20 protein-coding genes are annotated in these 19,851 nt (G+C 33.8%); 9 read left to right on the forward strand and 11 right to left on the reverse strand.

Annotated elements, in window-relative coordinates:
* Nucleotides 1-160: 160 nt before the first annotated feature.
* Nucleotides 161-787: a DUF4352 domain-containing protein gene (locus V6670_RS12490; RefSeq protein WP_338651293.1), complete on the forward strand. Its 627-nt coding sequence runs from the start codon at nt 161-163 to the stop codon at nt 785-787.
* Between the two features lie 386 nt (nt 788-1,173).
* On the opposite strand, the gene V6670_RS12495 is transcribed toward V6670_RS12490, so the two are convergent.
* Together V6670_RS12495 and V6670_RS12500 are read right to left on the reverse strand one after the other, a co-directional pair.
* A complete protein-coding gene (locus tag V6670_RS12495; RefSeq protein ID WP_338651294.1) occupies nt 1,174-1,683 on the reverse strand; it encodes a ClbS/DfsB family four-helix bundle protein in 510 nt (169 codons plus the stop codon).
* Nucleotides 1,684-1,906: 223 nt separating this feature from the next.
* Nucleotides 1,907-2,626 (reverse strand): hypothetical protein, encoded by a 720-nt coding sequence (locus tag V6670_RS12500; RefSeq protein WP_338651295.1) that lies wholly within the window; start codon nt 2,624-2,626, stop codon nt 1,907-1,909.
* A 397-nt stretch (nt 2,627-3,023) separates the two neighbouring features.
* On the opposite strand from V6670_RS12500, the gene V6670_RS12505 reads away from it, so the two are divergent.
* Complete coding sequence (locus V6670_RS12505) at nt 3,024-3,827, forward strand: MerR family transcriptional regulator (RefSeq protein WP_338651296.1); 804 nt, start codon at nt 3,024-3,026, stop codon at nt 3,825-3,827.
* Between the two features lie 17 nt (nt 3,828-3,844).
* Nucleotides 3,845-4,489: a DUF1295 domain-containing protein gene (locus V6670_RS12510; RefSeq protein ID WP_338651297.1), complete on the forward strand. Its 645-nt coding sequence runs from the start codon at nt 3,845-3,847 to the stop codon at nt 4,487-4,489.
* Nucleotides 4,490-5,028: 539 nt separating this feature from the next.
* Here the strand turns inward: V6670_RS12510 and V6670_RS12515 are convergent.
* The gene (locus tag V6670_RS12515; RefSeq protein WP_338651298.1) at nt 5,029-5,904 is read right to left on the reverse strand and encodes an aminoglycoside phosphotransferase family protein; all 876 of its coding nucleotides are present in this window, start codon (nt 5,902-5,904) and stop codon (nt 5,029-5,031) included.
* Nucleotides 5,905-6,537: 633 nt separating this feature from the next.
* Between V6670_RS12515 and V6670_RS12520 the strand changes: the two genes are divergently transcribed.
* Nucleotides 6,538-6,873: a helix-turn-helix transcriptional regulator gene (locus V6670_RS12520; RefSeq protein WP_036117079.1), complete on the forward strand. Its 336-nt coding sequence runs from the start codon at nt 6,538-6,540 to the stop codon at nt 6,871-6,873.
* Between the two features lie 212 nt (nt 6,874-7,085).
* On the opposite strand, the gene V6670_RS12525 is transcribed toward V6670_RS12520, so the two are convergent.
* The 5 genes from V6670_RS12525 to V6670_RS12545 form a co-directional block, all read right to left on the reverse strand.
* Nucleotides 7,086-7,706: a DUF998 domain-containing protein gene (locus V6670_RS12525; protein WP_338654612.1), complete on the reverse strand. Its 621-nt coding sequence runs from the start codon at nt 7,704-7,706 to the stop codon at nt 7,086-7,088.
* Nucleotides 7,707-8,114: 408 nt separating this feature from the next.
* On the reverse strand, nt 8,115-8,552 hold the full coding sequence (locus tag V6670_RS12530) for a hypothetical protein (RefSeq protein WP_338651299.1): 438 nt from the start codon (nt 8,550-8,552) through the stop codon (nt 8,115-8,117).
* Between the two features lie 188 nt (nt 8,553-8,740).
* Nucleotides 8,741-9,220 (reverse strand): GNAT family N-acetyltransferase, encoded by a 480-nt coding sequence (locus tag V6670_RS12535; RefSeq protein ID WP_141905683.1) that lies wholly within the window; start codon nt 9,218-9,220, stop codon nt 8,741-8,743.
* A gap of 616 nt (nt 9,221-9,836) precedes the next feature.
* Nucleotides 9,837-10,037, reverse strand: coding sequence for a cold-shock protein (locus tag V6670_RS12540; RefSeq protein WP_004225195.1), 201 nt, complete (start codon nt 10,035-10,037; stop codon nt 9,837-9,839).
* A 434-nt stretch (nt 10,038-10,471) separates the two neighbouring features.
* Nucleotides 10,472-11,194 (reverse strand): SDR family NAD(P)-dependent oxidoreductase, encoded by a 723-nt coding sequence (locus V6670_RS12545; RefSeq protein WP_338651300.1) that lies wholly within the window; start codon nt 11,192-11,194, stop codon nt 10,472-10,474.
* 294 nt (nt 11,195-11,488) lie between these two features.
* On the opposite strand from V6670_RS12545, the gene V6670_RS12550 reads away from it, so the two are divergent.
* Together V6670_RS12550 and V6670_RS12555 are read left to right on the forward strand one after the other, a co-directional pair.
* Nucleotides 11,489-12,910: a VanZ family protein gene (locus tag V6670_RS12550; RefSeq protein ID WP_338651301.1), complete on the forward strand. Its 1,422-nt coding sequence runs from the start codon at nt 11,489-11,491 to the stop codon at nt 12,908-12,910.
* 129 nt (nt 12,911-13,039) lie between these two features.
* On the forward strand, nt 13,040-13,549 hold the full coding sequence (locus V6670_RS12555; protein ID WP_338651302.1) for a hypothetical protein: 510 nt from the start codon (nt 13,040-13,042) through the stop codon (nt 13,547-13,549).
* A 520-nt stretch (nt 13,550-14,069) separates the two neighbouring features.
* On the opposite strand, the gene V6670_RS12560 is transcribed toward V6670_RS12555, so the two are convergent.
* Nucleotides 14,070-14,333 (reverse strand): hypothetical protein, encoded by a 264-nt coding sequence (locus V6670_RS12560; protein ID WP_338651303.1) that lies wholly within the window; start codon nt 14,331-14,333, stop codon nt 14,070-14,072.
* A 132-nt stretch (nt 14,334-14,465) separates the two neighbouring features.
* Here V6670_RS12560 and V6670_RS12565 point away from each other — a divergent pair, with 132 nt between their 5' ends.
* On the forward strand, nt 14,466-15,629 hold the full coding sequence (locus V6670_RS12565; RefSeq protein ID WP_141905687.1) for a Ger(x)C family spore germination protein: 1,164 nt from the start codon (nt 14,466-14,468) through the stop codon (nt 15,627-15,629).
* Between the two features lie 836 nt (nt 15,630-16,465).
* Here V6670_RS12565 and V6670_RS12570 read toward each other — a convergent pair.
* Both V6670_RS12570 and V6670_RS12575 read right to left on the reverse strand, forming a co-directional pair.
* Nucleotides 16,466-16,642: a hypothetical protein gene (locus V6670_RS12570; protein WP_186436245.1), complete on the reverse strand. Its 177-nt coding sequence runs from the start codon at nt 16,640-16,642 to the stop codon at nt 16,466-16,468.
* Nucleotides 16,643-16,980: 338 nt separating this feature from the next.
* On the reverse strand, nt 16,981-17,193 hold the full coding sequence (locus V6670_RS12575; RefSeq protein ID WP_338651304.1) for a hypothetical protein: 213 nt from the start codon (nt 17,191-17,193) through the stop codon (nt 16,981-16,983).
* Between the two features lie 279 nt (nt 17,194-17,472).
* Here V6670_RS12575 and V6670_RS12580 point away from each other — a divergent pair, with 279 nt between their 5' ends.
* Together V6670_RS12580 and V6670_RS12585 are read left to right on the forward strand one after the other, a co-directional pair.
* On the forward strand, nt 17,473-18,666 hold the full coding sequence (locus V6670_RS12580) for a Ger(x)C family spore germination protein (protein WP_338651305.1): 1,194 nt from the start codon (nt 17,473-17,475) through the stop codon (nt 18,664-18,666).
* 306 nt (nt 18,667-18,972) lie between these two features.
* Nucleotides 18,973-19,839 carry an AraC family transcriptional regulator gene (locus V6670_RS12585; protein ID WP_338651306.1) on the forward strand — a complete coding sequence of 289 codons (867 nt, stop codon included), beginning with the start codon at nt 18,973-18,975 and terminating at the stop codon, nt 19,837-19,839.
* Nucleotides 19,840-19,851: the final 12 nt, after the last annotated feature.

Here is a 19,851-nt window from a genome sequence, read left to right on the forward strand (position 1 = left end):
ATAAACAAATAAAAAACCAGGTACTCTGTTGAGCACCTGGCTATTTCTTTGAGTGATTTACTAAGCTTGAACCATATTCTAGTATAATAAGTTTACATAACATGGTAATATTGATATAATTTAATAGTACTAACAACATATACAAAGGAGACTATTTTACATGAAAAAACCTTTCTACAAAAAATGGTGGTTTATTTTAATTGTTGCCATCATTGTAATCGGCGCCATTGGTAATATGGCAGGAGGCAATGATACAACAAAGGAGAAGGATTCTAAAGATAAAGTTGAGACTTCTGCAAAAGCGCCAGAAAATAAAGATTCATCAAAAGATGATGAAAAAGCTAAAGAAAAAGAAGAGACTGCCGTAATTAATACTCCTTTAGAAGTTGGAGATGCAGTGTTTACTCTAAATGGAGTTAGTTTAACAGATCAAGTAGGGCCTTCTGTATTACCTACAAAAGCAAGTGGTACATATGTTGTGTTAGATGTTACTTACAAAAACAATGGAAATAAAGCTGTAACAATTGATGCTAGTTTCTTCAAATTAAAACGTGGTGAAAAAACATATGAATCCGATAGTGTTGCTAGCATGTCAGCAAACCAAGGTGAAGATGGTAACATTCAAAATAGCTTCTTCTTACAAGAAGTAAACCCTGACATGGAGATTAAAGGTAAGGTTGTATTTGACCTTGCTCCAGAAGTAGCAGAAGCAACTGATTTACAACTGCAAGTACAAACAGGTATTTTCGGTACTGAAACAGGTATGATTAATCTAAGACATTATTAAAGTCACTCAAATGAGTGACTTTCAGACTGTAGACAAACTCGATGAATTTTGAGTTTGCCTACAGTCTTTTTTCTTTTACAATAAAATAAAGTAAAGCCGTTGATTTCCACTACGGGCGGACGCTTTCCGCGGGCGGGGTCGAGCTGCTTCCCTCGCTTCACTCAGTCCAGGATCTCGACTTTCCCGCTTTTCCCGCAGGAGTCGCCGCCCTTCAATATTGAAAATGAAAGCGAAAGAAAAATGACAAAAGCCATCGAGAGTGAACTTCTCGATGGGCTTTTGTCTACAGTCTGAGCCCTCCACGTTTGTGGAAGGCTAAAGAATATCCATACTGCTTGTTACTAATCAATATGTACAAAAAAACATCACTTCTTTTTCAAAAATATTTAAAGGTTAATCTTCTTCCATTTACGAATTTTAGTTCTAAAGTTTGTAAATGGAGCAACTGAATTAATGTGAACCCATTTCCAAACAGGCCAATTAGCTTGTGTTTTTGCCCATCGTCTTTGATCAACTTCAAATAATTCCTTCTCAGATAGAATATTTAACCACTCACATAAATTAGTGACCGCTTCATCAAGCATTGATTGTTGTTCTTTCAAAGAGTACGCTCCATATTGTTCATAAAAAGAATTGTACAATCCACCTAGATTATTCCACTTATAGCCTTCTGCTGGCGTGTGTACTTCTTCTCCCTGTTGTTCTTTTTGCTCCCAGTGAAGCACAAGATTTATCCATCCAAGTTGATAAGAAAGGTTTTCAGATGGAGTTTTATCCACTTCCTCAATCCGTTTGTTTTTCAGGACTTCTGGTATTTCATTAAATTCTGCAATATATTTTTTATACTTGTCGTTAATCGTACTAATCAATTCTTCCTTGTTTGCATACTGCCTCACTTTACTCCCCTCTCTTCCATTTATTTGTTCAGCAAAATTGAATGATTTCCTTCTAAAAAATGAAATTTAAAATAATACTCAGCCTATGCTTACCTATCTGTTTGAGTGGCCGATAATGATAGTACACTCAATTATATTGTGTTTATTCACTGATAGCCCCGCCTATATTCACAAAATTAGTGATCATTTGTCTACAATCTATAATTGCTAATTTTAGCGCTCTTTAAAGACTTGTAAATCTTCTTTCGTTATTGGAGAGATTGTAATAATTTGAATTAAATAAATTTGCATTAGGTTCATTAGTGACTTCCATAGATATGTATTTAATTTCACCATTCTTTTCATAAGCAAAAATTAAATACTTCTCTATGATCGTGCTCGTTTTTTCCTTTGCCACTCCGCCAATCATAGCACCTAATGAACCAAAAAGATTATTCCCTGCTATAGCTTTACCAGCATCACTTACCCAACTTTTTTGAATTTCAACATCTGTTTTTATTAGAATATCAATTACTTTATTTATATTTAATTCAATTGTGTCTTGACTTCTTTCAAACACGATTTTATCTTTGCATCTGTAAACAAATATCTCAGCACCTTCGGCAACTGGTAATCCAGCCATATGTTTTACTTTAATACATAGATCTGCATTGAATAGCTGTTGTCGGGATTTAGAACCAAGTACTTTACTCTCTGCCTCGAACTGTTGTTTCTTTTTCGCAGCTTCTCGTTGTTTACGTGCTTCTATAGCTTCAGCGCTATATGCTCGTTTATAAAGTTTAATTAGAAATCCCTCAAATAAAACAATAAGTACCAATAAAATAGAAGAAACTAAATAGTCAGCACCTTCATATCCTTTGCTATTTGAAAACATGCTAATTAAGCCGTACAAGAAATAAAATCCAACTAATGCAATAGCTATTAGATGAAGAACTTTTTTCACCAATATCCCTCCTCATATATAAATATACATATATAATGAATGGGATTCTATTACAATTTTTAAATTGCCACATTTTTATCAACCCATTCACCGTATTATCATGTCCAAAGCTTTTCAGTGCCAATAGCTTTCGACTATAAACATGTGGTGATGTGAGAATCAAAGACATTTTAATAAAGAAACTCATCTTAGGTTCAAACTATTTAATACTAGAATGCTTAGGCCAACCTGGCTAGGACCCTTAGATTTCTTATTAACTTCTAAAATATTTTTTCGATGCAGTCATGTTGCCAATGTTGAATGCCAAAAATACTTTAAGAAAACTTAGTAATATTGATTTGACCCTCCCCTTACAGGATGCTTTATATTTAAAATAATTTATAAGGAGGTGATTGTTATGCTGACCATTGGTGAATTTTCGAAAATATCTCATCTTACACTGAAAACGCTTCGCTACTACGATGAAATCGGACTTTTAAAGCCTGCTTTCGTTGATACTAGAAATAACTATCGTTATTACAATGTTCCTCAATTAGAAACTGCTTTATTCATCTCGCGATTGAAAAATTATTTATTTTCTTTAGAAGAAATCAAATTTATTTTAACTAATTGGGATGATACCAAACTTCTTAGGTCTAAATTGAAAACAAAACAAGAAATTCTTACACAACAACTTACATTTTATGCTTCATTGTTAAATGAATTAAAACTTGATATTCATGAGCTTGATAAAAAGGGAAGTATCATGGGCTATTTAAATCAGATTGAGATTAAACTTGTGGATCACTTACCATATGATATCTTATCTCAGCGAAAGACAATAAATACCGATGATTTTCTAAAACACTTTAATGAGTTGTTTAGTAAAATTATGTTCAATAATTTATTACCTAGTGCAAAACCACTTGCTATTTTCCATAGTGCCGAATATGAACCTGATAATTATGATGTAGAAATGGCAATACCACTTACAACCGCCACGAATGAAACAAGATTATTTAATCCTGGTCTTTGTGCAATGGCTACCCTTATTGGTTCTTATGATAAACTACCTTCCATCCATACAAAACTACATGTTTGGATAACTGAACATAACTATAAACTAAATGGTGCACCGTTCGAAGTTTATCAAACAGATCCCTATAGTACACAAGAGGATAATAATATCACAGACGTATTTTTTCCTATTAAATATAAATAACAAAGGAGTGCCTTACTTTGTACGGTATAAATAATTCTACGATAAAAGAAAAAATCTTCATTTTAGTTGCTGAGATTATCTATTTAGTTATTGCATATTATTTACCTTTCAATACATATGGAAAATCTGCCATTTCTCTAGGGCTTTATATTGCTTTAATTATTACAGCTTTGCGATTAACAGCTATGATGTTTATTTGGTTACCTAGAGGTATTGCAATGCAGGAAGCTATTATGAACAGTATAGCTTTTGGGATTTATTATTTGGGCTTTCCTATTTTAATGATTACGAGCAAACAGGATCCAAACTTAACAATGCTAATTGTAGGCTGGCTATTATTTTTAGGAGGAAGTATATTAAACACAGTTTCAGAATTACTTAGAAAACCTTTTAAAGACAATCCTGAAAACAAAGGTAAGCTCTATACGGGAGGTTTATTTAAATATGCGATTCATATTAATTACCTCGGAGATTGCCTTTGGGTACTAGGCTTAGCACTAATCTCTAACAATATTTATAGTTTGCTTATCCCTCTTGGTTTATTCTTCGTATTTGTTTTTGGCTATATTCCAAAATCAGATGATTACTTACAAAATAAGTACGGAGAACAATTTACAATATATAAACAGAAAACTAAAAAGCTAATCCCTTTCATTTGGTAAATAAAAAAACATCAGGTTCACCTATTATAGAGTGATCCCAGACTGTCGACTTAAGGAATCGAAAAATTCACCCTCGATTCCTTTTATCTTTTTTCTTCTTTCATTATGTTTAAATATGATAATGTACTACCCAATAAAACAGACTCTTCAAGCAAAAGGGCTCTTTTAAACAACTTGCCTAGCCAATTTCTTTAAATTCATGGCAGCAAAAATAAGCATCGCCTACCCGGACAATTTATGAAGACCTCTTAAGGTTGTCCATCATATTCCACACTTTTCCTTTGCATCCACAAAGACACGCTCAATCGTTTCTTTATTGGATGTCATAGGAAAGGGGCGTACATTTCGAACATATGGTTGAGCGATAAAATAAATGGCTTGATCACAAACTTCTCGTGCTATAGATTTGTAATAAACCTTGATATGAGAACCATAAAGAGCGTGTTTTGAAAATAAAAATTGTCCAAAACACGCTCTTACTATATGTAGAAGTTTGAAGCCTATGTTGTACTAAAGCGCCTATTAGTTGAGCAAGCAATCTATCTATAATTTTTAATTCCATCTTCAAAAGCCTGTCTATCTCCATTCTCAATTCCGTGCAATGCTTCTTGTAAAGCAAATGTACTTTTATAAAATTTAACTCGTTCAGATATTTCATCACCGTTAGGATATAGGTTAATACACATATCCAAAAAATCTTCACCATAGCTAGAGAGTATTCCAGCAAAGTCATACGCTGGATCTCCTAAACCCGAACCACCAAAGTCTATTATCCCTGAAATCATACTTGTTTCTGGATTCCACAAGATGTTAGATGCTCCGAAATCTCCATGTATAAGTGTTATATCTAAATTTGAGAATGCCTTCCCTTTTAGAAACGTTTCAAAAGATTGTGAAATTTCCTTTTGAGCGTCGTTTCTGATAAAAGGAAATACATTATTTTGAATCTTATCATACAGGTTATACATCTCTTCACGTGGGTTACGAACCTTTAGTTTCAAATCTCGACTTGCTTTTTCCCCTGAAATAGAGTGGAGTTCTACAAGAAAAGAAACAAGTTGTTTGGCTAACCCTATAACCAATTCAACACTATTAACGCCTGTTAAGCTTTCCTTCCACAAAGGAACACCATCTATTAGGTTATAGCCAGTGAAGACTTTACCTGGTTTTAACTCTTCAAATGACTGATAAATTGGCTTCGGAATAGGGGTCGAGATGATACCTTGAATGTATTTCAAAATTTCCGTCTCTCTTCTTAATTGATTGATTCCATTTTTATATTTTGGAAATCTAAAAACCAAAGATTTGTTTACAATGAACACATTATTATTCTGTCCAATTTCATTAGGATAAAAGTCTTCAATGAAAAGGTCAGAATAAAGCGATTGAATGGTTTCAATAAAGTTATTATTCATTTAGTAATCCCCCTTTCGGTCTCTTTCTATTGTGTTGATTCCCAAATTCTTGTTAGACTAATTACCCGTTTGTTTAAGTACACGAAGCGTTCCTAAATGTAATTACCAATACTCATTGTTTTTATGATTTTTTAAATAAACATATTCTTCATTTTTACTTATCAATCACACAATTCCCCCCTATCAAACCGATTTTTCATCATGATTTATATGGTTTATTTTACCACGTTTTTAATTTTTATACAAAATCAATTTAGCATACATACTCACCAACAAGATCAACTCTAAGAAAAACTAACGAGATAATTTTTATCAGCTTTATTTCGAAAACCTTAATTAATTTTTTATATAATACTTATAATTCCTACCTGTATTAATATAATTATATAGAATTACTACCATAGATACAGAATCCTACAAATAACCTATTCTTGAATTACAGATTTAGGCATAAATACTTTTTAATCTAATCTTTACAAAACAATATATAGAAATATTATAAATGAATGGATATAATTTTTTTAGTAATCCTTTTACTATAAAGAATTACTAAAATTCATTTATTAGACGAGCTAAAATGTCTAATATTAACCACTCTATAATATAGTAGAGATTAATAAAGAGGTGTAGCAATTGGAAAATTACTCAATGAGAATAATACCAAGAATTTTTCTTCGCTATTATGAATTAATAGAAGATGAAATGATTTCTCAAGATGAAAAACAGCTAATTAAATTGGCTTTTACTTTATTAAATAAAAGAATAGAAAAAAATATTAGCCAAGATGAAATGGCTGAGAGAACTGGTCTATCCAAAAGTGTTATTTCGAGAATGGAAACCTTTAGCTCTATTCCATCCTCTTTAACCTTAACTAAATATGCAAGTGAATTAGGTATGGAATTAGTCCTTGTTGATAGAGAGCTTTATAAAATGTGGAATACAAAAAATAAATCGATAATGGAAAAGTGAGTTAATTTTAACCTTTTAAAAAGAGAGCACTCCACAAGTCCCTTACAGAAAGGTTGCAATTTTTACTGATAATAATAAACCTTATTACCATTATTCCATATAAAGTCAATACATCATTAAAAATACCCAGGTACTCATTTAAACTATCCTCAATTGCTAGACACTACCTAACAATTACGGTACGTTAACTGAATATCTGGGCTTTATATAATTTATTCTGATAAACTTAATAAAATTGTGAGCACAGTACCCCACAAGAAAATCACACCATAATAAAGTCTTTGTAATAGACCTGCTGGCAATGGAAAGAAAAACAAAAGAATGATAAGGAAAAGAAGTGTTATAAGAACAATTAAATTTAAATAGGTCCATCTCTTACCTTTAGTCAATGATTTTGCATAAATCCACAGTCCAAACAAAACAGTAAGCATACCTATTTGTGATAATATGGAATGCCAAAATAAATGAACATCAGCTGGTATAAAACCAGATACAATATTTCCTATAGCAAATATAAGAATAAATACTGTTCCTAATTTATTTATTCCATTTCTTTCTAGATACTGAGAAAGATACAACACTCCAACCGAAAATGTTAAACCGTTTACTATAAACAATACATTCATCCAAAAATGATAAGGTGAACAAATTTCATGAGGTGCAATTGAATATGTATACTTCCCACATGATGTTACTCCTAGATCACTCATAGCTTGTTGCATAAAATTATAGGGTACAAGTGCAGTCATAATAAAAATCGGCTCTATCACAAAATATAAAATGGTCACAACCCAACTTACTATTCCTATTTTTTTAGATATATGTAACAATATTTTTCCTCCTTTCTCTATTTATATATTTGATTTCAAAATAAATTACTGCGTTAAACGATAATGAGTTTTAATCTTGCATTATTCCAAAAGCAAATCTTTCTATTCATTTCTCATATTTAGCTCCTCTAAATCTATTTATTTTAAATAAAATTCAATAGACTTTTATTAGATTTTGGGTAATTCTCCTTATTCATAGTTAGGAGGTGTTAGGAAAGAAGCTAGATGATGCTGTACTTTTATCTTCAACAGCCCCTACTGCATTTGCTGCTCAATATTACTGGGTAGATAAAGCATAGACATATGATTGCTTAATAATAAAATTATATTTTGCTTTATCTCCCTACGCCAATATACTAATTGCTTTGCAAAATAAAAGGACATCCCTCTGAGTAAGGAATGTCTAAGTATTTATCTATACAAATCCAACAGATTTAACAGATATCTTTCTAATTCATTGATTGCAAACAATACTTCCTTATGAAGTCTATCTTCAACCACGCTATTATCAGTAAAAACCTCTAAATATTTATTTACTTCTACAAAGAATTTTTCATATTTCTCTAAAAACTCATCAATTGTTTGATCACCAGGTGTTACAGATAAGTAGATAGTTTTGAATAAATTAAAGTCACTATATGCATTACTTAAAAAATAGATTGCCAGTGTTCTATCGCTATTAATATACAATTTTACAAAAGATAGGTTTTGTTTTATTTTATTCAACGCATTGATAAGATTTGTAGTCTGTTTAAGCATATTTGCCGTATTACTATACAACTCATACTCACCTCCATAATAAGCAGAAGATCGGTTAATTTCAATATTTTCCCGTAATCCCAGAAACACAGCAACTCTGGGTCAGCCATGTTGTCATTTCTTCGCTGAAAGTTTACCTATGTAGACAATCGTGTGTCTTTCCCTACTATTAAAGTCATGAAAAATATTAAGGGAGGGAAATCTTTTCGCAAACTTTAAAAAAGTGAATCCTAAAATATAGAATCAGCTCTGGTGACGATTTTATTTGTGATCTAACTTTATTTTATTAATTGTCTCATGATGATTTCTTCGCCGATTCGTCCTATTAGCCTCTCATTTGTATCTTCAAATCCTACTTTTAAATATAGTTTTTGTGCTGGTATATTATCTTTGTCTACAACTAAAACAATTTCATCGCAATTAGGGAATTCTGCTTTAACAAACTCAACTAGTAAGGTCATTCCCTGTTTTGCGTAACCTTTTCCTTGCTCTGTATGGTTAATTGATAATGCAGTTAATAACATTGCATTCAAATTAGTAGAGTATTTCTTTACTCTTTCATTTGCATTGAGAAGGAAGAAACCCACTGGTGTATTATCACTTAAAATGACAATACGATACTGACCTTCATTAATTTCTCCAAATTTGCTTGGAAGGGCAGAAAATTGTTTTTGTTCTTCTGTAAGTACAAAAGAGTTCAATTCTTTCGTATATTCACTTGAAAAATGCTTTAATTCAACCCTTTTCCATTTTTCCATAAGATCATTCTCCATTCATTTTTTCTATACTTTACCACTTAATTAGGTTTTGGTCATTTATTTATTTGAAATTTCCGAAATATAATACCGACGTAAAAATTTTCTTATTTAACAGTGGATTGTTTCGCTTACTGGATTCTGTGATGGGACACGTCTCAGAATATGATATTGCTTAATTTAGAGAAGGTTCAGTACTGGAGAAATGCAAGTATTGTAACATGTTTAAAGAAAACGGCATTGTACGAGATATGAGTACTAATTCAAGACATCGATTTAACCTGAAAAAAAGACGATTTTCCATTTTTATTTCATTAATTATTTATTTTATTCTTTTGTCAATTGTCCTGAATTCATAAATTTTTTAAAATTTGTGTGTGATTCAACTTTAGAAGAAATAGCGAAATTACGAAAAAAAAGATTTTTAATTGAAGAGGAGTATTTAGCAGAGGTTAAATTAAGAAGATAATAGTTGATAAAAGATAGATACTTTTAATCGAGAAACGGCTGCTTCACGATTTTAGTTTCGTTTATAAAAAAAGACTGCTGACAAACATCAAATTTGAGTTTGTCAGCAGTCTGATACTACTCAATTAAGAGTGGTATGTTTCATTAAAAATTAAAGTTTTACGATGTTAGCAGCTTGTGGTCCGCGTTGACCTTCTTCTACTGTGAATTCAACTTTTTGACCTTCTTCAAGTGATTTGAAACCTTCACCTTGAATAGCTGAGAAGTGAGCGAATACGTCTTGTCCGCCTTCAACTTCGATGAAACCAAAACCTTTTTCTGCGTTAAACCATTTTACTGTACCTTGTGTCATGTAAATGACCTCCATTAATCAAATTAAATAAAATCACATTCATAAAAAAACACATATCACAAAAAGCATCTATCAAAACACGATTACTTTTTGTAATATGTGAATTCATTGCATCTTTTTTTCGGATGATTCTATTAAATACAATATACCATGTAAAAACACCTTTGTCTAGTCCTAAGCTGTTTAAATTTTGGAATATCCATTTTTTCTTGAGGTTAGGCATGAAAAGCAATGTTTTTTCCCCTTATCGGAACTTCACAGCATTATTGCGTTTTATAACGAAAACCGTCAGAAACATTTAAAATAAGATTATCCAGATGCTATCAGTGGAAGCCAGAAACGTTACTGCATCGGCAATATCCTCTATTCGCCCTATTCGATTGCAAATAGAAGATTAAATCCCGCTACAATGCTTTCTGAACAACAGGCGATCATCAAGCATTCAAATCCGTTATTGCAGGAATAGTAATTTCCTTTACACATGAAACAGGTGATAAATGGATGACACATTGCACAATTGATACAATATCTTGTACAGGAATACGGGTCCCTTCATATAAATGTATTGCTTTCTCTGCCCCTTCTTCATAAGGTACTTCTGCTGCTAGCTCCCCTGGGTTAATACATGTGACAGAAATTTTATCTTTTCTTAAATGTTCACGAAGGGCATTTGTAATGCCACGTAAGCCAAATTTAGATGTAACAAATGAAACTTGTGCATTGTTCGTGTGATCTAAGCCTGCTGTTGAGCCAATTAAAATCACTTTTCCATTTTCCGCTTGTCTTAAATTTGGTAAAAGCGCTTGAATATATGTAATTGTAGAAGTCAAATTTATATTGATTATGTTTGAAATATCTACAACCTCATCCAAATCAAATGTATAGTCATCCTCGAATCCACGCTTTTCCCATATGCCAACATTGTAAATTAATACATCGAAAGGAATGTCTTTTACCTTCTCTTTTAAAGTTGGAATTGATTGCTGATTGGACAAATCAATAGCGAGCCAATGACGATTGACACCATCATTGAGATTTAAGCTTTTAGGTCGAGAACGTGACACGATCCATACAGAGTCTCCCATGACGGGTAAACCTTTGACAAATGCATCACCTAGTCCTTGACTCGCTCCAAATATAATGAAATTCTTACTCATTCCACCATCTCCTTACCAGTTATTGTTATTTATTATAATAATTACAGAGTTATACAGCAATGAAAGTGGTTTATTGCTATGACAAACGTAATTTGACTTCTGCCTTTTTTGCTTGTATTAACGACGCCACATTGGGGGATTAAAATTAGCACCCTAAGCCTGTATAGCTGATGTAAAATCTTAAGAAATCTTCATAAATATTCTCAATAATTATTAATAATTTCCATTTACAATAAGGAAAGTCGACAATATTACATCAAAGAAAGCTAAATCATCAGTTAGGAGCGTTTTAAATTGGGCGTAACAGAAATTATCAATAACATTCAATCTTTAATGCTGCCAGTAATGATTATTATTGGTGTTGAGTTTTTACTCATTGCATTCTATTATTTCTTTTATGATAAAAAGGAACCATCCGTTCGGAAACGAAACCACGTAAAAAAACTTATGCTTGGAGCACTCTTCATCGGCTATATTGTTTTTGTTTGTGAGTTAACGATTATTGGCCGAGGCTCTTCCCATTTTCTGCAGATGAATCTCCAACCATTTAGTGGTTATATCGATGCATGGAAAAAATATTCGTTACGAGATCTTCAAAATTGTATTTTTAATATTTTAATGTTTGTACCATTAGGCGTTTTCTTGCCCCTGCTTTTCCCTAAATTTAAACTATTCAAGTGGCTTTTTCTCGTAGCCGTCAGTGCTACATTATCCATTGAAACATATCAAACACTTACAGGAGCGGGAATTTTCGAGCTTGATGACTTAATCAACAACTCAATTGGTGGGATTATCGGATACCAGTTATATAGACTTGTGGCTTCCATTGTTCAGCACAAAAAATTAAAAATAAAAAGTCTAATTGGCAATCTGGCCATCCCACTCATAATGGGTTTGATTTTTGTTGGGATGATGATTGTCTACAACCAACAGGAGTTTGGTCATCTTGCAATAAATGCCTATACAAAATCGAATATGTCAGGTGTTGATGTCTCCACTTCATTATACTTAAGTGCATCACCCACAGTTGCGCCTGTGTATAAGAAAATAATTAAGAATGATGAAGTTGAAACCTTGCTGCAAAAGAAACTAGGTTTATCCGCAACGAGTACAACGGAAAATAGAGGGGATCGCGAAATTTTATTGGAAGACAACGCAAGTAATCCTTATACATTATTTATCAGTTCACAGGGTAATTGGTCATTAACAGAGAATCTGTATACGCCTGACCAAACTACAGCAACAGGACAAGATTCTGTTAACAAGGCGAAGGCAATAATGGACGAACTTGCTCTCCTCCCTCAAGAGGCAGAGTTTACTGTATGGGAGAATGGTGAATTAGAATGGACACTTCCAGATCACGCTAATATCAACAAAGATTATTGGCTTGGGGAAGTAAGTCTTGGGCTGAAACCAGATGGCGATATATATTCCTTATCATCTAATCTACGTAACCATCAATTTATAACGGAAGTAAACATCTTATCCCCTGCTGAGATATATGAACGTATTAAGAATGGCGAATTTCCGCAAATAAAATATAATGCACTCGTAACAGACGAAGAACTTACAATAAAAAAAGGCGATCAACTGTCTATAGAATTAATAGAGCTTACGCATATGTATGATACAAAAGGCTTCTATCAGCCTGTTTACAATGTTTCCGGAACATTGAACGGCAAAAGCTGGTTCACCTTGATTCAGGCAAGAAAATAGCTTTTTATATTCTCCAAACGTGAGAAAAGCCCATGCTCGAATATGAGTAACTGGGCTTTAGGTGTTCGTCCAATTACTGAATTAAGTGTCGAATATACTACCTTTAGTAAATAAAAAGGAGGGTAGTTAATGTCTTATAAACATATAAATATGGGCTGTTGTCAAAAAGAAACAAACTATTTCCCAAAAATTGTTGCTATTCCTGGTCCTGTTCCCACACCCAATATTGGTGTCTTAAGTTATGGGTCCATAAGAGGTGACGTCTTAGAAATTATATCCCCCATTGCGGCACCTGTTACATTTCAGTATGTTGGCCCTTTTTTATCTAATGTAACAGTAAGTCCATCTGGAAATGAATTAGTAGTGCAAAGCAATGGTGTCTATCAAATTGCCATATCGATAAATGCTCAAGCGACAGTAGACCCAGATCCATCATATTTCACAGTTAGTATTACCGTCAACGGACAACCCATTTTTCTAGATGGTCTCGCTTTCTTTAATGTGTTAAATAGAAGCAGTTCTACCTATGTTGTTCAAGCTTCATTATCCGCAGGCGATATAGTGGGAGTAAATGCCTCAGCTGTCGACCCAATCGCTAACTATGCAAATCGTTCTTTGTCCATTATTCAATTGAGTTAGTTGGAGCGTTTATAATATCTATTGAATTTTTCAAATAGCCCTCACTTAACTGGGTTACAACAGCTGCGATACCATAGGAATTTAGCTCCCATCTCTACCTTTTTAGAGATGGGAGCTATTTTTAGGAAGGCTTAACTTTTTATACTTTGTGTTTTATCTATACCGAGTTTGTAGTGTATAAATATGTTATAGTTAAAAAATTTGTACTAGGTGTGGATCTTTCTGAAAAATGCTGCAAAAAGTTCAGGAAAAACAAATGATCCTCTGCGATAATGTGTCTTGAAGTTACCCAAAATATCATCTTACACTGTCCATGCATTCCAATGCTTACTTCAGACAGTATTAATAATCAGTTTCATGGAAGAACCAGAGGACATACTAATATATTCTTGCAATGTAAGATAAACTAATGGAGACCCATGTTTTTAATCATATTAGTAGAGAATAAATAAGTAAACGATGTGTGTTAATGCGACTTACATTAACACATTCTCTTTTATTGTACCAGGCTATAAGTTATTTACTCCGTTCGTGAGGATTCACTCCTCTTCGCGAGTATTTCACTCCTCTCCGCGAGTATTTCACTCCTCTTCGCGAGTATTTCACCCCTCTTCGCGAGTATTTCACCCCTCTTCGCGAGTATTTCACCCCTCTTCGCGAGTATTTCACTCCTCTCCGCGAGTATTTCACTTCTCTCCGCGAGTATTTCACTCCTCTCCACGAGTATTTCACTCCTCTCCACGAGTATTTCACTCCTCTCCACGAGTATTTCACTCCTCTCCACGAGTATTTCACTTCTCTTCGCGAATATTCACATCCGTCATAGCCTATTCTCTATTCAACATTCGTACTTATAAATCCTTATATTTTTGTCAAAACTATTTGATAACTAACCAAATATAAAAGTAGGGACATGATGACAAAAAAACATATCGTATTTCTCCTATTCATTTTAACGTCTGCCTTTTTTATGACCGGTTGTTGGGATGTGACGGAGCCTCAAAGAATGTATTATGTCAATGCCGTTGGAGTAGATTATGAGGATAATCAGTACAAGGTTTATCTACAAATTATTAATTTTGCTGATGTAGCGAAATCCGATCAGCCTAGTGGCAATGTTGCACCTGCTGAAGTAGGCTTTGCTGAAGGTAAAACCGTGGAAGAAGCAATTTATAAATTGTATCGTTCCTCTGACCAGGAGATCTTTTGGGGGCATATGAGATATTTGCTCTTTACAGAACGAGCCATGGAAAATGAACGAAGTATCCCTGTGATTGATACGTTCATTCGTTTTCGAGAGACTCGTTATCATATTTGGGTCTACAGTACAACGGACCCCATTAAAGATGTCATGCTTATCACACCGATTTTAAGAAATTCTCTAACTTCTTCAAAATTAAGTAATCCTGTCAATACAACGCAACAAGAATCCTTTATTGAGCCTCAAAACTTAAGAAATTTAATTATTGGTTTAAATGAACCGAGCCATGAGGTCAGTATCCCCTACGTGTCCATCATGAAAGATTGGGAAACGATGGATGAAGAAGTTGAAGAAACAACGTTCTCAGGTGTAGGAATTCTCTCAAAGGATGGCTTTAAAGGCTTTATTAAGAATTCTGCAGCAAAAGGCAATCAATGGATGCATAATGAAACTAGTCGCGGAGAGGTCACCTTTAAATTAGAAGGTGGCGAAAGAGATTATCTAACTGCTGATTTAGATAAATTAGATGTCAAAGTGAAGCCTGTCATTAAGAATAATCAAGTGACATTTGATATTACGATTCATTTGCGTGCTACCTTGAATGGATTTAAAGGAAAAATAAACTCTGATGAGGTGAGAGCCAATATTATAAAAGAAGTAAAAAAACAAATATTGACAACCTATGAGGAAGGTTTAAAGTTGGACGTTGATATTTATCGTTTTTCAGAGTATCTCTATCGCTCCAACGTCAAGACATGGAAAAGGTTAGAGAAAGATGGAAAAATCCCTTTAACAAAGGATTCCATTGGGGACATAACGATCCAAGTAACAAAAATAAACCCGGGTCGTAAAACGTATGAAGAAACCATTGAAGAATAAGACCCCTATACTTGTCAATTAAAACATAGCTGCCAGCAGACAGTATATATGATGGAAAGCTGTATAGCCTGTTTTAGAATGATCAGAGGCATCATATTTTCTGACGGATTGATTTGTTGTCTATATGCTTACTACAAATTAAAAATCTCAGCTAATATGAATATTTGACCGCTAAAACAAAAAACCAGGTGCTCATCTTTGAGGAGCATCTGGTTTTATTGTGAAAGTGAATCTTACTAATTTGCTTAGTTTTGATTCGTTATAATACTACGATAAGTTGGAGCACTGAACAAGTTAAAATATTTTCCAATAAACTTTTAAGGGAATTTAATGGTTTTTCGAGAAAATAAATTGCCCTTTCAAATTTTATAGTGTTCATTCTATAAAATACTTTGCAAAGCAAGTAAACAAAAGGACCTGTCACTCTCCATGAGTGCTGGTCCTCTCATGTTGTTGAAAAAGATGATATTTCACTAAAATTCTATTGCTTGTTTTGTTTTTAAACACTATGAAAATCTCCTTTATCACTATAAAAACATACAAAAAGGACTAGATCCCTACATCCTCATGTGGGTCCTAGCCTTTTTAGTGAAAGTGAATCTTACTAAATTTTGCTTAGCTTTCGATTCAATTAAGAATACGTCTAAATTCCATAAAGGTTTCATTTTTTCGTTAAAAATAGATAATTCTGCACAAAAAGACCAGGAAAACACGAAAAATGTGCTCCTGGTCCCTTTGTGAAAAGTGAATGTTACTAGTTTGCTTTAGTTTTTGTATTCTACTAATGAGTTAGACAAGTGATGTTTTAAAAAAGTTACATCTATTTTAAAAAGTTTTTATTCCACCAACTTTACAGCAAAATCAAACATGCCCTCCTCACCATCTATCGTAAGAAGGGACATAGAATACATTCCTTCTGACATAGTATAGCTTCCTTTTTCCAGTATTGCCGTATGTGCTTTTCCAGCTGCTAATGTCCCTTGAGCCCATAGCTTGCCATCTGAGTCAATCATTTTCCAACTGTATGATTATATACCTTTATTTTTCACATTGTATTGAACGCCTAGCTCTGCTGGTGAATGGTTACATAAAAGATTTCATGAAACTCACCATTTCCAATTGTTACATCCACATAACTTATAGGAAGCCTATGGACACTGCACTTCCTTCTTTTGGGGTTGAACAGCATTTTTATAATTCTTAATTTTCTTTCTATTTCCCAGGCAATTAACTACTTCAATATAGAGAACCAGTATACTATAGTAGTGTAAAGCTAATTAGCCTTACACCTCCAAGACTTGTTACTAGGGTCACTGTTAATGCAGTGACCCGCTTATGATTGATAAACCCCCTAAAGGATTTCCATCTTTTGTTTTTCTCTCTCTTCTAGAGCATTAACTTTCACATCATGCTCCACTAAAAATTGATATGTCTCTTCGATTTTGTGCAACATGAAATTAAAATATTTACCGACCCCAAAATATTTCTCTATAAAACATAATGGCTGATGTTCCTTTGCTTTTACTAAGCAAGTGACGGTTGGACATTGTTCAGCGATTTTCATGACAGATACCCCGCCCTATATATAGAAGCTTAAATGACAATATGTCCTCATACCATTTTGCCGATATTTAGGGTTCTTTTATTGGGATAAAAATGGTTTCTACACCTATTTCTACTTCCTTGATTGCCATTTTCTCCATTTCTCAGCTTTTATACATATATGTTCCCTTTCCATACTTTACTTTCCTCCAAAAAGAATCTCGTCGATATCGATTATTTTGCATGGCTTTTGCTTATCCTTAATAGTATCGGAAATGACTTAGCCCTTTTCCTAGAGGAGGTGCCCATCATCAAACACACACTATTTTTCATCCTACTGCTTAGCGTGATTCTTTTACTAGGTGGCTGTTGGAATAAACGAGAGTTAAACGAATTAGCCATTGTTACGGCTGTTGGGGTCGATAAATCAGACGAGCTTGTTGAAATCTCCGTTCAAATCGTTAACCCTAGTCAAGTAGCCTCGAACAAAGCAACCAGCTTTCAAGTTCCTGTTTTCACCTATCATGCAAAGGGAAAATCTTTATTTGATGCCATTCGAAAATTAACAACGCTGACGCCAAGGAAGCCTTATTATGCACATGCCCAGATCATTATTGTTGGAGAGGAAATGGCTAAAGAAGGAATGAATAGCATTTTGGATTTATTTCAAAGGGATGCTGAGGGTCGGAGCGAATTTAACATTATCGTTACCCAAGATGCGACTGCACAAGAAATTTTAAGTGTTTTAACACCGCTAGAGGATGTTCCAGCCAGTAAAATGTTTAAATCCTTAAAGGTTTCGGAAGCTGCATGGGGAACGACAGAATCTGTAATTTTAGATGATTTAGTCCAATCTTTAGGTGGTATTGATCATAGTGCCGTATTACCTTCTATTCAAATACTCGGAGATGCGGATATTGGAAAATCTATTAGCAATATAGAGAAAATTGAGAGCCCTGTACAATTACAATATGGTGGAATGGCCGTTTTTAAAAATTATAAGCTAATTGGCTTTTTAACCGAACAAGAAAGCAGAGATTATAATTTTTTAAACAATCATATAAAAAGTACGTTTGAAAATATTGCCTGCCCTGAGCAAGGAAAAATATCGACAGAAATTATCAATTCTTCAACAAAGGTGACGGGCCATTTCCAAAATGACAGCCCTTCCATTACGATTCAACTTGATATTGACCAAAACATAGCTGAGGTAGGTTGTCATCTGGATCTAACGAAACCTGAAACTATCGATGCATTAAATAAAGAGACGAGTAGACAAATTAAAGAGAGCTTAGAACGCACGCTTCATACGATCCAACAAACCTATCAAGCCGACATTTTAAAATTTAGTGAAGTGCTACACCGAGAGGACTACCATGCATGGAATCGAATAAAAAAAGACTGGCCAACCCTTTATCCCGAGCTAACCGTTCGTATTAAGGTCGATGTTCATACAAAAGGAATCGGGACTGCTACAAAATTAAAACTAAATTAAGCAATCAAAAATGACCAGACTCTTTTTCAGAGTGCTGGTCATTTCCATTAACAGCCGCTTCAAATGTAATGAGTGACGTTTCTTGATTAGGTTGTTTTAAGATACGTGTAATTCGCTGAACATATTATGCCAAAGAAAAATGGGAACATAGAGCTGACTATCATTATCTTGTAAATTTGGATTGAACGTTTAATTCAATATTTCTGTTGATTTCATATTGATGACCATTTAATGTACAAATTAGCACAAATTATCAAAAAATACTTTCGCTGAAACAGTACCATTAAGTCGAGAAAGGATGATGGTATGGATTATTTTGAAAGAATACAAAACGCCATAGAGTTTATTGAGGACAATCTACAGGAAAAGTTAACGATCACAGCGATTTCTTCCCAATCTTACTTTTCTGCGTTTCATTTTCAACGACTTTTTCAAGCTATTACAGGATTTTCAGTGCAGCAGTATATTCGCAACAGGAGGCTTTCTGAAGCGGCCTCTCTATTAGTAACTACTACCAAGAACATACTGGAAATTGCGATCAACTTTCAATATGGTTCTCAAGAGGCGTTTACACGAGCATTTGTTCAATATTTTGGCATCACACCTGCTAAATACCGAAAAGGAGCCAACTCCATACCACTTCAAACCAAAATGAACTTTTTGGATTATAAACTGGAAGGAGAACTCCCTATGCAGCGACCAGAAATACTTCAATTACCTAAAAAACGTATCACAGGCTATGAATACAAAACGTCCCTACAAGACGATCAGTATTATACAGACATCCCAAGCTTTTATTTAAATTTTGGCCAACAGCAGTATTATGAGCGAATCTCACATAAGGTAGCCCCTAATATGGCATATGGCATTTCTACAAGTTTTCAAGAGAATGGTCAATTTTCCTTTATTGTAGGAGAGGAAGTTCATTGCTTTGAGGAGCAATTAGAGAAAGGCTTCGTTCACCTTGAAATTCCTGCTGGTAAATATGCGGAATTCACATTGAATAGCACTGCGGAAGGAATTCAAAACACAAGACGTTACATTTACGGAGTATGGCTACCAAACTCTAATTATGAGCGAGATGCAGGCCCTGATTTTGAAATAACCGATGTCATGCAATCTATCTATCCACATGATATGAAGATGACAATATACATTCCCATTAAAGAATAAAAAGGAGCAACA

This window comes from Lysinibacillus sp. Y5S-8 (assembly GCF_036894365.1).
In the GTDB taxonomy this organism is placed as follows: domain Bacteria; phylum Bacillota; class Bacilli; order Bacillales_A; family Planococcaceae; genus Lysinibacillus; species Lysinibacillus fusiformis_D.